The sequence below is a fragment of the Arthrobacter sp. P4_H3 genome, assembly GCF_056400885.1.
Genome location: NZ_JBFUKK010000008.1, coordinates 58,635 through 72,285, shown reverse-complemented (window position 1 = coordinate 72,285; position 13,651 = coordinate 58,635). Strand labels below are relative to the sequence as shown.

The following is a 13,651-nucleotide window of genomic DNA, read 5'->3' as shown; positions in this document are numbered from 1 at the left end:
TCATGTTCGACGGCGGTTCCGGGCCGGGCCGGTCCGGAACTAGCGGGCCACGCCGGGACTAGCGGGCCGGGGCTAGCGGGCCACTTCCTGGGCCACGCGGACCGGAACTCCCGTTGCCAGCGATTCCTGGGCAGCATCGGCCACCCGGGATGCAGCCACGGCGTCTTCGGGCGTGCACGGGTTCTCCCGCCGGCCCAGGATCAGTTCCACGAAGGCTTCCGTCTCGGAGCGGTACGCCTGGTCGAACCGTTCGGCGAACGTCTTGTGCGGCTCCCCCGCCGGGAAGCCGACGCCGGCTTCGGCCGAGGCCACCGCCGTCTTGTCGTCCAGCCCCACCATCAGCGAACGGCGTGAACCCTGGATTTCCAGGCGGACGTCGTGCCCGGCTCCGTTGTACCGGGTGGCTGAGACGGTTCCGACCGTCCCGTCGTCGAACGTCACCAGCGCCAGGGCCGTGTCCACGTCGCCCACTTCCCCGATGGCCGGGTCACCGTTGTTGGAACCCTTGGCGTAGACCTCGACTATTTCCCGGCCGGTCAGCCAGCGAAGGATGTCGAAATCGTGCACGGAGCAGTCCCGAAAGAGTCCGCCGGAGCCGGCCAGGAACTCCACGGGCGGAGGCGTCATATCGCACGTGACCGCCCGCAGCGAATGGATCCAGCCCAGCTCTCCGGCCTGGTAGGCCCGGCGGGCTTCCAGGTAGCCGGTGTCAAAGCGGCGCTGATGGCCGATCTGCACCACGCCCTGCCTTTCCCGGACATAGTCCAGCACCGGCAAGGCATCGGCCACGTTCATGGCGACCGGCTTCTCGCAAAAGACCGGGATCCCTGCATCCACTCCGGCCCGGATCAGCTTGGGGTGGGTTCCCGTCCCCGTGGCAATGACCAGGCCGTCGATACCGGAAGCCAGGAGTGCCTCCACGGAGGGAAGGAATTCGGCGCCGAGCCCGGCCGCGACTGTCCGGGCGTGGTCTGCGGCGACGTCCGTGAGCCGGAGCCTGACGTTGATGCCCTCCGGATTGAAGACCCCGTTCAGTGCGGCGATGTTGTTGGCGTGCATTACGCCGATCCGCCCCACGCCGACCAGGCCCAGAATGACGTCCTTCATGATTTCTCCTCCGCATGAACAGTGAACGCTGCCCGGAAGGCATCCAGTGCCGCGGCGCTGTCGCCCTTGGCCCAGGCTTCCATGCCAACGGTGCCCTGGTAGCCTGCGTCGGCGAGCGCCCTCGCGACAGCCGCATAGTTGATTTCCCCGGTCCCCGGTTCGCAGCGGCCCGGGACGTCCGCCACTTGGATCTCGCCGAGGTGCGGCAGGGCCGACCGCACCAGCTCAATGAGGTTACCCTCCCCCAACTGCGCGTGATACAGATCCAGCATGAGTTTCGCGTTGGGGTGCCCGGCGGCTTCCACCAGCGCCAGCGTGTCCTTCGCGCGTGCCAGCGGGATGCCCGGATGGTCCAGCACCGTGTTGAGGTTCTCAAGGCAGAACGTCACGCCGTATTTCGCGCCAAGCCTGCCAAGCCGCTCCAGGGTCCGGGCACCGGTGCTCCACATGCGGCCGGTGGAACGATAGACAGGCCGCGCGGCATGGCCGTCAATGAGCTCCGCCGGGTGCACCACCATACGGCTGACACCCAGTTCGAGCGCGGTAGGGATCAGCGACTCGGCTGTTTTCACCACGTCATCGGCTGTGTCCGGGTCCACCAGGCTGCCCGAGGTGTAGCCCGTCATGGAGGAAAACACCGCCCCGGTGGCTTTGAGCGCACCGATGTCCTTGGTCCGCGAATCCCAGAGTTCGACGTCGAAGCCGGACTCGTGGATCCGGCGCACGCGTTCCACAAAAGGCAGGTCGGTGAAGACCATCTCGGCGCAAACTGCCAGCCGCATCAGGCTCCGGCCTCGTTACGGAGCCCGGCTGCTGCTGCGAGCCCTGCTACCGCCACCGGAGCGCCTTGCTTGACCGACTCGATGCAGGCCAGCGCCATGGCCAACGCGCGTCTGGCGTCGGCGGCACCCGGCGTGAGCGTGATATCGGACGACGACGGCGGCATGCCGTCGCGCTGTGAACGCACCGCAGCCGCAAAATCGGCCAGTTCATCCGTGTACGCCTGCCGGAAGAGTTCAACGTTGAGCCTCGGGGTTGCGGCGGACATTCCCTCGGCCGTGTAGCGCCGGGCTGCCGTTTCCGTGGCCCGGCCGGCCTGCACCATTCCCTTCGAACCGAAAACCTCGCCGCGGATGTCGTAGCCATAGAGCGCGCTGAAGTTCGCCTCCGCCACGGCCACGGCACCGTTGCTGTAGCGGATGGTCACCACTGCCGTGTCCAGGAACCCCTGGTCACGGAGGCCGGGCTCCACGAGGGCGTCCGCAATGGCGTAGACCTCCACCGGCTCGGCACCTTCGTTGAACCAGTTGAGGGTGTCGAAGTCGTGGATCAGGGTCTCCAGGAAAATGGTCCACGCCGGGACCCTGGCAGCATTCGGGATACTTCCGTTGCCCGGGTCGCGGGTCAGTGAACGCAGGAGTTGCGGCGTGCCGGCCACACCGGCGGCAAGGTCCTTCTTGGCAGCCTGGAAGTCATCTGCGTACCGCCGGTTGAAGCCGACCTGGAAGTGCACGCCGGCTGCCTCCACCGCGGCCAGGGCAGCATCGAGCTCGTCGAGCCCCTGTCCGGCGGGCTTCTCGCAGAAAACGTGCTTCCCCGCGGCAGCCGCCTGAGCGATGAGGGAAGAGTGGAAGCGCGCCGGGCTCGCGATGATCACCGCGTCGATGTCGGGATCCGCCAGGATGTCCTCGGCGTTGGCAGTCACTTTGGCTGTGCCCAGGGACCGGGCCAGTGCCTCAGCGGATTCAACGTTGGGATCGGCGATGGCCGCGAGGACGGCACCCGGAACGCGGCGGGCGATGCTTTCAGCGTGGAACCCGCCCATCCAGCCGGAGCCGATGAGCCCGATCCGCACGGGAGCCGGGGCTCCGGAAGAGTTTTGGGTGATATAGGCCAATGTTCTGGTCCTTTCGGTTATTCAAAGCTGCTTGGGCCCGGCAGGTATCAGGCCGTGGCACGGCTGAAACGGGGCGGCCCGGGTGGGCGGGCCCTGCTCAGCCGGCTGGGGCGGAAGGTCAGCTGCGGGACGTCCCGGAGGTCTGCGCCACTTCGGCCACTTCGCTCTTGACTTCTTTCACGACGTCCCCGTGCCCGCCGAGTTGTTCGAGTTCGTGGGCGAGTTCGGCGAGTTCGGCGCCGCCGGCCATCTGGGCGGTGAGCTCGTCGAGCGTGATGTCCTTCTTGTCGTAGTAGCCGATCGACTTGCCGCGCTTGAGCAGCAGGAACCGGTCACCGACGGGGAAGGCATGGTGCGGGTTGTGCGTAATGAAGATGACCCCGAGGCCGCGGTCGCGGGCCTGCAGGATGTAGCGGAGCACCACACCGGACTGCTTCACGCCAAGGGCCGCTGTGGGCTCATCGAGGATCAGGACCTTCGCGCCGAAGTACACGGCGCGGGCGATCGCGACACACTGGCGCTCACCGCCGGAGAGCTGGCCGATCGGCTGCTCGACGTCGCGCAGGTCGATGCCCATCTCGGCGAGTTCCTTGAGCGTGATGTCCTTCATCTTCTCGACATCCATGCTCTTGAACGGGCCAAAGCCGCTGGTCAGTTCCGATCCGAGGAAGAAGTTGCGCCAGATCGGCATCAAGGGCACAACTGCGAGGTCCTGGTAGACGGTGGCGATCCCGACGTCCAGGGCGTCACGCGGCGAGGTGAACTTCCGTTCCTCGCCCATGACGTTCAGGACCCCGGCGTCGTGCTGGTGCAGGCCTGCGATGATCTTGATCAGGGTGGACTTCCCGGCACCGTTGTCGCCCAGCACGCAGGTGACCCGGCCGTTGTCCACCGCCATGGTCACATCGCTCAGTGCGATGATGTTGCCGTAGTGCTTGCCGACCCCGTCGAGGGAGAGCAGGTGCACCGGGGTGTGGGTGAGGGGATCCTTCTCATTCTGGAGCAGCGTCTGCTGGTCAATCTCGTTGGCATTCATTTCTCCGGCCCCTTTACTTCAGTTCCGCGCGGCGCTTGACGATGAGGTTGACGATGGTGGCCAGCAGCAGCATCAGGCCCAGGAAGAACTTGAACCAGTCCGGGTTCCACTGTGCGTAGACGATGCCCTTGTTGGCCATACCGAAGATGAACGCGCCGATCGCGCCGCCCACCGCTGAGCCGTAACCGCCGGTGAGCAGGCAGCCGCCGATGACCGCGGCGATGATGTAAAGGAATTCATTGCCCACACCCTCACCGGACTGCACGGCATCGAAAGCGAACAGGTTGTGCATGCCCAGGATCCAGCCGCAGAAGCCGACTGCCATGAACAGGCCGATCTTGGTCTTGGTCACCGGAACACCCACGGCACGGGCAGCGTTGGCGTCCCCGCCAACGGCGAAGATCCAGTTGCCAACCTTCGTGCGGAGAAGCACCCACGAAGCAACGGCTACGAGGATGATCCAAAAGAACACCGTAATCTTGACCTCGACACCGCCGAGGCTGATGGACGAGGCGAACACCGCGTGGGCGGAATCGAAGCCGTCGAGCTTGGAGATGGACGGCGAGGACACGCTGCCGCCGATGAGGCGCGTCAGGGCGAGGTTGAGGCCCGTCAGCATCAGGAATGTCGCCAACGTGACGATGAAGCTGGGAAGTTTCGTCTTGACGAGGATCCAGCCGTTAATGAAACCAATGCTGAGCGAAACGACCAGCGCCAGCACCACGCCGACCCACGCGTTCAGCGAGAAGTTCCAGCTGAACAGGGAGGCGGTCAGCGCGGACGAGATCACGGCCACACCGGTGGAGAGGTCAAACTCGCCGCCGATCATCAGCAGCGACACCCCCACAGCCATGATCCCGATTGTCGAGGAACCGTACAGGATGGTGGCCAGGGCGTTGGGCTGGGTAAAGGTCGAGGAGACCAGCGCGAAGAAGACGAAAAGGACCACTGCTCCAACGAGCGCACCCACTTCGGGGCGGCCCAGGAGCTTCTGGAACGGGCTTCGTTGCCCTACACGTTCGTCAGCACGTGGCCGGGGGGCCGAAGCCGGCGCCGGCGGCAGGGTTGCTGTGTTTGCCATGGGAAGAACTCCTTGTTGGTCAGGCCGCGCGACGGTCACCCGTCGCGCGGCCAGAATCCTGGATCTAGCGGACGCCTTGCTGGGCGAATTTGAGGACGTCGGAAGCGTTCGACTTGTCCACGATGGTGGGACCGGTCAGCACAGGCTGTCCGCCGCCAAGCTTGAAGCCGCCGCGTTTGGCCTGCCAGAGGGAATCAATGGACATGTAACCCTGAAGCCACGGCTGCTGATCGACAGTGAAGATTACGGAGCCATCCACGATTTTCTGGGCAAGGTCGGCGTTCAAGTCGAAGCTGGCCACCTTTGCCGAGCTGCCCGCGTCCGTGACCGACTTGAGCAGCGTCAGCGTGATTGGGGCCCCCAAGCCGATGATCACGTCTGCATCCTTGGCTGCCTGGAGCTTTGCGGTCGCCGTGGACTGGACCGAGGTCATGTCCTTGCCGTCAACGTAAAGGATCTCGGTTCCGGGTACTTTGCCCTTGACGCCGGCGCACCGCGCCTCGAGACCCACGTGGCCCTGCTCCTGGATGACACATACCGGGTGCTTGAAGTTCCGGGAAGCCAGCTCGGTACCGACCGCCTCGCCGGCGAGCTTTTCGTTCGAGCCGAAGTGCGTAAAGGCACCCAACTGCGCGGAGACACTTTCGCCTGCGTTGAGGCTGACCACGGGAATGCCGGCGTCGGTCGCTTTCTTCAAGGCATCCTTCAAGGCATCCGGCTTGGCCAGGGTGACAGCGATTCCGTCCACCTTCTGGTCGATGGCCTGCTGAATGAGCTGCGCTTGGCGCCCAGCTTCGGGGTCACTGGTGTAGAGGAGCTCGACATTGTCCTTCGAGGAGGCTTCCTCCGCACCCTTGCGGACGATGTCCCAGAATGTGTCGCCTGCTGCGGCGTGGGTGATAAGAGCCACCTTCATTCGGGGAGTGCTTGCTGCCTGTCCGGCGCCGCCGGCGTTGCCGCTGTCAGCCGGCTTACCGCCACTGCTGGAGCAGGCGCTGAGAGCCATCATCGGGACTACCGCTGCGACGAGAGCCGCTTTGCGCCAGGAAAATTGTGCCACCTTAATCTCCTTCGATCTCAGGTTCCGGGCTGCCACTCTGCAGCCTCCGGAGCACTGTCTACCTCGATCATGGTGATTCAGTTCACTAATGTCAATAGTTTGTCCTGACATTAGGATGTTTTAACTTGGATCGGGGTCATATCGCACTAAAAAAGCCGGAGGCGACGGCTGTTTGCCGCCACCCCCGGCTTGTTAGCCCGGGACGTTCCGGGGCACCTAGCCGTGAAAGTCGGCAGGGTGCGGGCCGGTGCGCCCGTCGTTCTCAAGGGCGTCAACGGCCGCAAGCTCCCCGGCGGAGAGGGTGAAGCCGAACACGTCGAGGTTCTCCCTGATGCGGGCCGGCGTCACCGATTTGGGAATGACAACCCTCCCCTGCTGCAGGTGCCAACGCAGCACAACCTGGGCCGGCGTGCGGCCGTGACGGGCCGCGATCTCGACAATGGCCGGATCGTCCAGCACCGCGCCCTGCGCCAGCGGGCTCCACGCCTCAGTGACGATGCCGTGGGCGCCGTTGGACACTACGACGTCGCGTTGCTGCAGCGCGGGGTGGAGTTCAACCTGGTTGACGGCAGGCACCGTTCCGCCCAGGTCAACGAGCCGCTGCACATGTTCGGGCAGGAAATTGGAGACCCCAATGGCCCGGACCCTACCGTCGGCCAGGAGCTTCTCCAGCGCCAACCACGAGTCCGCGTACTTGTCGGATTCCGGAGCCGGCCAGTGGATCAGGTAGAGGTCGAGGTACTCCAGCCCGAGCTTGTCCAGGCTCGCCTCGAAGGCGGCAAGCGTCGGTTCGTAGCCGAGGTCCTCGATCCAGAGCTTGGAGGCGACGAACAGGTCCTCACGGGGAATGCCGGACTCCGCCAATGCGCGGCCGGTGCCTTCTTCGTTGCCGTAGATGGCAGCCGTATCGATGCTGCGGTAACCGGCGGCGAGGGCGGCGGTGACCGCGGCGGTAGTTTCGTCGTCGGGGACCTGGAACACGCCGAAGCCGAGCTGGGGCATCTCCACGCCGTTGTTGAGGGTGACGGTAGGCATTGAGGTCATGGTGTCTCCAGAGGTTGTAATGCGGTAGTCGCGATGCAGCGGTGGTGGTGCAGTGTCAGCGGGCGGCGGCCGGCTCGGCGGCAGCAGGGACGGATGCTTCCGACGCCGGCGCTTCGGCCACGGACCCGGCGGCGGTGTACCGTTTGGCGCCGGCTGCGGCGATGGCCATCACGCCGAGGCCCAGGAGCGTGATGCCGGCTCCGGCCCAGATCGGTGAGGTGTAGCCGAGGCCGGCGGTGATGGTCACGCCGCCGAGCCAGGCGCCGAGGGCGTTTCCGACGTTGAACGCGCCGATGTTGGCGCCGGAGGCCAGGGTGGGGGCGCTGTGGGCGTATTTCATGACCCGCATCTGCAGGCCGGGGACCGTCGCGAAGCCGAAGCCGCCGAGCAGGACGATGGAGGCGATGGTGAGGGGCTGGTTGCCGGCGGTCAGCGCGAAGGCCACGAGGACCGCCACGAGCACTGCCAGGACCACCAGGAGGGTGCGGTCCACGTTTCGGTCCGCGGCCTTGCCGCCCACGGTGTTGCCGATGAACAGTCCAACGCCGAAGAGGATCAGGAGCCAGGGCACGGTGGAGGCCGCGAAGCCGGTGACCTCGGTGAGGGTGAAGGCAATGTAGGTGAAGGCGCCGAACATGCCGCCGTAGCCGAGGATGGTGACGAGGATGGACAGCCAGACCTGGCCGGAGCGGAAGGCGCACAGTTCGCTGCGGAGGCTTCCGGGGGCGGTGTCGCCGCGGCCGGTCTTGGGGACCAGGGTCAGGATGCCGACGAGGGCCAGGACGCCGATGCCGGTGATGGCCCAGAAGGTGGAGCGCCAGCCGGCGGCCTGGCCGAGCATGGTGCCGAACGGGACGCCCAGGACGTTGGCGGCGGTGAGTCCGGTGAACATGATGGCGATGGCGCCGGCCTTCTTGGTGGGGGCCACCATGTCAGCGGCCACTACTGCTCCGATGCCGAAGAACGCACCGTGGGCCAGGGCGGCAATGATGCGGCCGATCATCATCATGGAGTAGTCGGGGGCGAGTGCGGAGACCAGGTTGCCGCCGATGAACAGCACCATCAGCACGGCCAGGACGGGCTTGCGCTCGAAGCGGGTCACGGCCGCGGTGAGCAGGAGGGCGCCGACGACGACGGCGAGGGCGTAGCCGGAGATCAGCCAGCCGGCTGTGGCCTCGCTGATGCTGAAGTCAGCGGCAACCTCGGGCAGCAGGCCCATGATCACGAACTCGGTGAGTCCGATCCCGAACCCGCCGAGGGCGAGGGCTATCAGGCCAATAGGCATGGTGAAGCTCCTTCGAAAACTGTACGGAATGGGGTAGGGCGCGTAAGCTAGTAGTTGCAGACGCGTTATTTATTGTTGCACAAGCAGATACCACGCGCAAGCAACTATTATTTGTTGTGCCCCGTTTCACAGCCGCGGGTACACGATCCGAAGGGAAGTACCAGATGGGCATCAAGGACGACGCCGTTGAAGTCCGCGCGCAGGGCTGGCGGACCCTCGCGGCCTTGCACGGCCTGATCGAGTCGGAACTGGAGCGCTCGCTCCAGGCCGAAGCCCAGCTCTCCGTCGTCGAATACACGGTGCTGGACGCCCTCAGCCGCCAGGACGGCTGGCACATGCGCATGCAGCAGCTGGCCCGCGCCACCGCGCTCAGCGCCAGCGCCACCACGCGGCTGGTAAACAGGCTCGAGGACCGCGGCCTGCTGACCCGCATCCTCTGCGCCGATGACCGGCGCGGCATCTACACCGAACTCACCGACAACGGAATCAGGCTGCTTGAAGAGGCACGCCCCACCCACGACGCCACGCTGGAACGCGCTCTCGCCGAAGCGCAGACCGTACCCGAGCTAGCCCCGCTGGTCGACGCACTGCCCAAACTGCACGCGCACGCCTAGGTCCCAAAGGAGCCCCGCAAACAAGAGGCTGGGCAAGAGCCCGCACAGAAAAAGCCCCGCGCCGCGCCGAAGCGCGCCCGCGGGGCTTGCTGCTTGCCGGCCCTACTTTCCGGCCACGTTCTTGAAGAAGTGTTCCAGGTCTTCCAGGCTCTTGTCCTTGGTCTCGGGAACGTACCTGGCCGCGAAGAGGATGGCTCCTACTCCGAGGCCGGCGAACACGAAGAACGTGCTGGAGATGCCGATGGTGGCCAGGAGCTGCGGGAATCCGAAACCGATCAGGAAGTTCACGATCCACAGCACGAACGCCGAGGCGCCCATGCCCAGGCCACGGATCTTCAGCGGGAAGATCTCCGAGAGCATCAGCCAGGTGACGGGCGAAATGGCGCCCTGCTGGAAGGCCAGGAACGTGACGGTCAGGGCCAGGATCACAAAGCCGCGGCCGGTTCCTTCAGGCAGGACGAGCGAGAAGAAGCCGATAAGCAGCAGTGCCGCAGTGGTGCCGATCTGGCCGGTAATGAGCATCTTGCGCCGCCCCACCTTGCCCAGCAGCCAGATGCCTACGAATGTTGCCAACACGGAAATGACGCCGTTGGCGATGTTGGCGGTCAGCGCGGCTTCGCGGCCGAAGCCGGACTGAGCCAGGATCTGCGTGCCGTAGTACATTATCGAGTTGACGCCGGTGATCTGCTGGATGACGGCCAGGCCGATGCCCACAATAAAGATCCGCCGGAGCCAGGGAATGCCGAGGTCCTGCCAGGAGCCCATCTTGGACTTGTAGTCCTCAACGGCCATGGACTTGACCTCTTCGAATTCAGTGCGCGCCTCCGCCTGGGATCGGATCCGCTGGAGCACGCTCAGGGTTTCGCCGAAGCTCCCCATCGAAGCAAGCCATCGGGGGCTTTCGGGCATGAAGTTCATCCCGACCCACAGCGCAATGGCCGGCAGGGTGGCGATCACCAGCATCCACCGCCAGATGCCGCCGGCTTCGCCGAAGGTGTTTCCGAGGTAGGCATTGAAGATGAAGGCCAGCAGCTGGCCGGTGACGATCATGAGCTCGTTCTGGGTCACGATCCGGCCGCGAAGGGCGCTGGGCGAGACTTCGGCCAGGTAGACGGGAACCGTCACCGAGGCGCCGCCGACGGCCAGCCCAAGGACAAAACGGGCTGCGATCATCACCCCGGTGCTCGGCGCAAAGGTACAGGCGAGGGTACCGACCAGGAAGACCACGGCGAGGACCATGATCATCTTGCGGCGGCCGTTGCGGTCTGCGAGGCGGCCGCCGAACAGCGCCCCGAACGCCGCTCCGAACAGCAGCGAGGACGTCACGAGACCCTCGGTCAGTGGGCTGAGGCCCAGGTCCTCCTGCATGTAGGGCAGCGCGCCGTTGATAACCCCGGTGTCGTAGCCGAAGAGCAGTCCTCCGAAGGTGGAAATGATGGTGACAGTCCGCAGCGCCCGTTTGTGGTTGACCGGCCGCTGCTGTCCGGTGACGGCGGTCGTCATAGGCTGACCTTTTGGACGTACTGCTTCATTGTCTCCAACTGGTAGCGCGAAACGTCCGCCGCGTTGTCGTCCTCGGCAAAGACACTGGACACCATGACCGTGTCGTCGCTGTCCAGGAAGCCGATTTCCTGCAGGCCGCCGAAGAACTCGTCCCAGTTGACGTCGCCGTCGCCGATCTTCAGGTGCTGGTGCACGCGGACCGCGTTGCCGGGCGGGTTGGTGATGTAGCGCAGGCCGTGCGAGGCGTGGTGGTCCATGGTGTCTGCAACATGGACCAGGCGGAGCTTGTCCCCCGCGGCGCGCATGATGTCCAGGGGCGCGTTCTTCATATGGAAGCTGTGCGAGGCCACGTACACCAGGCCCACGTTCTTGGAGTTCAGGCCGCGGATGACGCGGATGGCAGCAAGGCCCTCCTCCACGAAGTCGTCCGGGTGCGGATCGATCAGCAGGTCGATGCCCTCGCGTTCGATGATGGGCAACAGCTCTTCCATGGAGCGGTAGAAGGCTCGCTCTGATTCTTCGGCCTTTTCCGGGCGGCCGCTGAATTCGGTGTTGATGGTGCTGACGCCGAGGTCCACGGTGATCTGGATGACACGCTTCCAGTAACGGACGGCTGCTTCGCGGGCATCCTCGTCCGGCCCGGACCAGCGGAGCACGGGAAGCACAGAGGCGATCTCGATCCCCACGTCCTTGCAGGCCTTGTTGAGCTTGCCCACCAGTTCGTCATCGGCCTTCGGGTGGTTGTAGAACGGGATGAAGTCGGCGTGCGGGGTCATCTGCATGTACTTGTAGCCGAGGTCCGCCACCACCCGGGGAAATTCAAGCAGGCCGTGCGAGTGATGGAACGGCGTGGGGTCAAGTGCGATTTTCACGAGGAACACTCCATTGTGGATCAGTCAGTTTTCGAACCGAGTTTTTGTCCAGATAACGCGCCCAAAGGGGCCTTGATGTCGCGTTACCTGGACAAAAACTCCTGGGGCGAACGGGCTTAGCTGTAGAGGGCGGGCTTGTCGTTCAGTTTCACGGTGATCTTTTCGCCGTTCTTCTGTGCTTCCACGCCTGCTTCGCAGCACGCCGCGGTGGCGTAACCGTCCCAAGCGGTGGGGCCGCCGATTTCGCCGCGGAGTGCAGCGTCGACCCAGGCCTGGATTTCGACGTCGTACGCCGCACCGAACCGCTCTTCGAAGCCGGGGGTGACGTTGCCGCCCCAGCGGCCGGCGCTGCGGGTGTACGGTCCCTTGTCGCCGCCAATGTTGACGATGCCGTCTTCGAACGCGGCCTGCGTGGCCACTTCGTAGCCGAACTTCGCGTTGACGTAGATTTCGACGTCGGCGAGCACGCCTGACTCGGTTTCCACCAGGACGTGCTGGGGATCGTGCTGGCCGGCCGGGGCGTTCTTCGTGGCCTTGCCCAGGCGGACCTGGACGCTGGTGATTTCCTCGCCCGTGAAGAACCGGATGGCGTCGAATTCGTGCACCACCGAATCGTTGATCAGCATCTCGTTGGTGAAGCCCGGCGGCGTGGTGGGGTTGCGGTGCTGGTGGTGCAGCATCAGCAGTTCGCCCAGTTCGCGGTCGCGGATGACCTGTCCCAGGGCTGCGTATTCGGCGTCAAAGCGGCGCATGAAGCCCACCTGGATGCGCTTGTGGCCCAGCTTTTCCTCGGCTTCGACGATCTTCCATGCTGATTCGGCGTCCGGGGTGAGCGGCTTTTCGCAGAGGATCGGGATGTCCCTGGCAAGTGCTTTCAGCAGGATGTCCTCGTGCAGGAAGCCGGGGGTGGCAATCAGAACTGCGTTGACGTCGCCGTTGTTCAGCGCCTCGTCTGCATCGGAGAGGGCCACTGCGCCCGGGATGCCTTCGATGGCTGCCTGGGCGCGGGCGAGGTCCACGTCCACGACGGCGGCGACTTCAGCGCCGTGGATGCGCTTGCTGAGGCGCTGGATGTGATCCGCGCCCATGCGGCCGGCGCCGATGACGGCGACACGAAGGGTTTCAGTCATTGTTCTTTCCTTACGTTTCAGGCGGCCTGGGCAGCTGTTAGTTGACGGCCGTGCGGGAACCGCAGGACAGCAGGTAATTGCGGGTGCGCTTGGCGATCGGCATGGGAACGTCGAAGGCCACGGGGTACATGTCCTGCTCCACGATGCCGAAGATGGGGCGGTTCAGTGCCTCCACTGCTTCGATGACGGCGCGGAGGTCGGGCAGCCCGTTCGGCGGCTCGGTCATGACGCCGGCAAGGTTTGCGGCGGCCCAGGTCATGTTTTCCTCGTTAACCTTCCTGAGGATGTCCGGGTTGATCTGCTTCAGGTGCAGGTAGCCGATGCGGTCCGGGTAATTCTTGATCAGCTCCAGGCTGGAGGCTCCGCAGTATTCGGCGTGGCCGGTGTCCAGGCACAGGTTCAGGTATTTCGAATCCGTGGCGGCCAGCAGGGTTTCGATGTCTTCCTGGGCTCCGACGTGGGAATCAGCGTGGGAGTGGAACTGCTGCTTCAGGCCGAAGTCCTCCAGCAGGGTCTTGCCCAGGCGGTTGTGACCGGCAAACAGGTCGCTCCAGGCCTTCTCGGTGAGCTGGCCGCTTTCCACCGCTTCGCCGGTGACGTCGTCGCGCCACATGGCCGGGATGACCACGATGTGCTCGCCGCCCATGGCCGCCGTGAGCTCGGCGACCTTGCGGGCCGGTTCCCAGGCCGTCTCCCACTGGTCCAGCCCGCGGTGGAATGCGGTGAAGACCGTTCCCGCAGTGACCTTCAGATCGCGCTGCTTGAGCTCCTCGGCCAGCCGGGTGGGGTCGTTCGGCAGGTAGCCGTAGGGGCCGAGTTCGATCCACTTGTAGCCGGATTCGGCCACTTCGTCGAGGAACCGCTCCCACGGAGCCTGCTTGGGGTCATCCGCAAACCAGACGCCCCAGGAGTCCGGTGCGGTGCCGATGATCAGCTTGTTCTCAGTCATTACCATTCCTTCTCATCGATTGCTCCACAAGTGCCGTTTTGGACGCTCAAAACGGCGGTTACGGAGCAGTCGA

At 64.9% G+C, this 13,651-nt stretch carries 13 protein-coding genes; 1 reads left to right on the top strand and 12 read right to left on the bottom strand.

Annotated elements, in window-relative coordinates; all coding sequences use genetic code 11:
• Window positions 1-72: 72 nt before the first annotated feature.
• The 8 genes from AC1DRE_RS12755 to AC1DRE_RS12720 all read right to left on the bottom strand — a co-directional run bounded on the left by AC1DRE_RS12755 (window position 73) and on the right by AC1DRE_RS12720 (window position 8,510).
• Complete coding sequence (locus tag AC1DRE_RS12755; RefSeq protein ID WP_476984982.1) at window positions 73-1,107, bottom strand: Gfo/Idh/MocA family protein; 1,035 nt, start codon at window positions 1,105-1,107, stop codon at window positions 73-75.
• Window positions 1,104-1,889: a TIM barrel protein gene (locus tag AC1DRE_RS12750; protein WP_476984981.1), complete on the bottom strand. Its 786-nt coding sequence runs from the start codon at window positions 1,887-1,889 to the stop codon at window positions 1,104-1,106. The genes AC1DRE_RS12755 and AC1DRE_RS12750 overlap by 4 nt, the downstream gene beginning before the upstream one ends.
• Window positions 1,889-3,004 carry a Gfo/Idh/MocA family oxidoreductase gene (locus tag AC1DRE_RS12745; protein ID WP_476984980.1) on the bottom strand — a complete coding sequence of 372 codons (1,116 nt, stop codon included), beginning with the start codon at window positions 3,002-3,004 and terminating at the stop codon, window positions 1,889-1,891. The genes AC1DRE_RS12750 and AC1DRE_RS12745 overlap by 1 nt, the downstream gene beginning before the upstream one ends.
• Window positions 3,005-3,122: 118 nt before the next feature.
• Complete coding sequence (locus AC1DRE_RS12740; RefSeq protein ID WP_476984979.1) at window positions 3,123-4,040, bottom strand: ATP-binding cassette domain-containing protein; 918 nt, start codon at window positions 4,038-4,040, stop codon at window positions 3,123-3,125.
• Window positions 4,041-4,053: 13 nt separating this feature from the next.
• Window positions 4,054-5,121 (bottom strand): ABC transporter permease, encoded by a 1,068-nt coding sequence (locus AC1DRE_RS12735; RefSeq protein ID WP_476984978.1) that lies wholly within the window; start codon window positions 5,119-5,121, stop codon window positions 4,054-4,056.
• 64 nt (window positions 5,122-5,185) lie between these two features.
• The gene (locus AC1DRE_RS12730; protein WP_476984977.1) at window positions 5,186-6,181 is read right to left on the bottom strand and encodes a substrate-binding domain-containing protein; all 996 of its coding nucleotides are present in this window, start codon (window positions 6,179-6,181) and stop codon (window positions 5,186-5,188) included.
• Between the two features lie 216 nt (window positions 6,182-6,397).
• On the bottom strand, window positions 6,398-7,225 hold the full coding sequence (locus AC1DRE_RS12725; protein WP_476984976.1) for an aldo/keto reductase: 828 nt from the start codon (window positions 7,223-7,225) through the stop codon (window positions 6,398-6,400).
• 55 nt (window positions 7,226-7,280) lie between these two features.
• Window positions 7,281-8,510, bottom strand: coding sequence for an MFS transporter (locus AC1DRE_RS12720; RefSeq protein WP_476984975.1), 1,230 nt, complete (start codon window positions 8,508-8,510; stop codon window positions 7,281-7,283).
• 164 nt (window positions 8,511-8,674) lie between these two features.
• Here AC1DRE_RS12720 and AC1DRE_RS12715 point away from each other — a divergent pair, with 164 nt between their 5' ends.
• On the top strand, window positions 8,675-9,124 hold the full coding sequence (locus tag AC1DRE_RS12715) for a MarR family winged helix-turn-helix transcriptional regulator (RefSeq protein ID WP_476984974.1): 450 nt from the start codon (window positions 8,675-8,677) through the stop codon (window positions 9,122-9,124).
• A 102-nt stretch (window positions 9,125-9,226) separates the two neighbouring features.
• Here the strand turns inward: AC1DRE_RS12715 and AC1DRE_RS12710 are convergent, their stop codons facing one another.
• From AC1DRE_RS12710 to AC1DRE_RS12695, 4 genes are all read right to left on the bottom strand, one after another.
• Window positions 9,227-10,627: a sugar porter family MFS transporter gene (locus AC1DRE_RS12710; protein ID WP_476984973.1), complete on the bottom strand. Its 1,401-nt coding sequence runs from the start codon at window positions 10,625-10,627 to the stop codon at window positions 9,227-9,229.
• The gene (locus AC1DRE_RS12705; protein WP_476984972.1) at window positions 10,624-11,499 is read right to left on the bottom strand and encodes a sugar phosphate isomerase/epimerase family protein; all 876 of its coding nucleotides are present in this window, start codon (window positions 11,497-11,499) and stop codon (window positions 10,624-10,626) included. The genes AC1DRE_RS12710 and AC1DRE_RS12705 overlap by 4 nt, the downstream gene beginning before the upstream one ends.
• A 116-nt stretch (window positions 11,500-11,615) precedes the next feature.
• Entirely contained in the window at window positions 11,616-12,629 is a 1,014-nt protein-coding gene (locus AC1DRE_RS12700) for a Gfo/Idh/MocA family protein (protein ID WP_476984971.1), read from the bottom strand.
• A 37-nt stretch (window positions 12,630-12,666) separates the two neighbouring features.
• Window positions 12,667-13,578: a sugar phosphate isomerase/epimerase family protein gene (locus AC1DRE_RS12695; protein ID WP_476984970.1), complete on the bottom strand. Its 912-nt coding sequence runs from the start codon at window positions 13,576-13,578 to the stop codon at window positions 12,667-12,669.
• Between the last annotated feature and the right edge of the window lie 73 nt (window positions 13,579-13,651).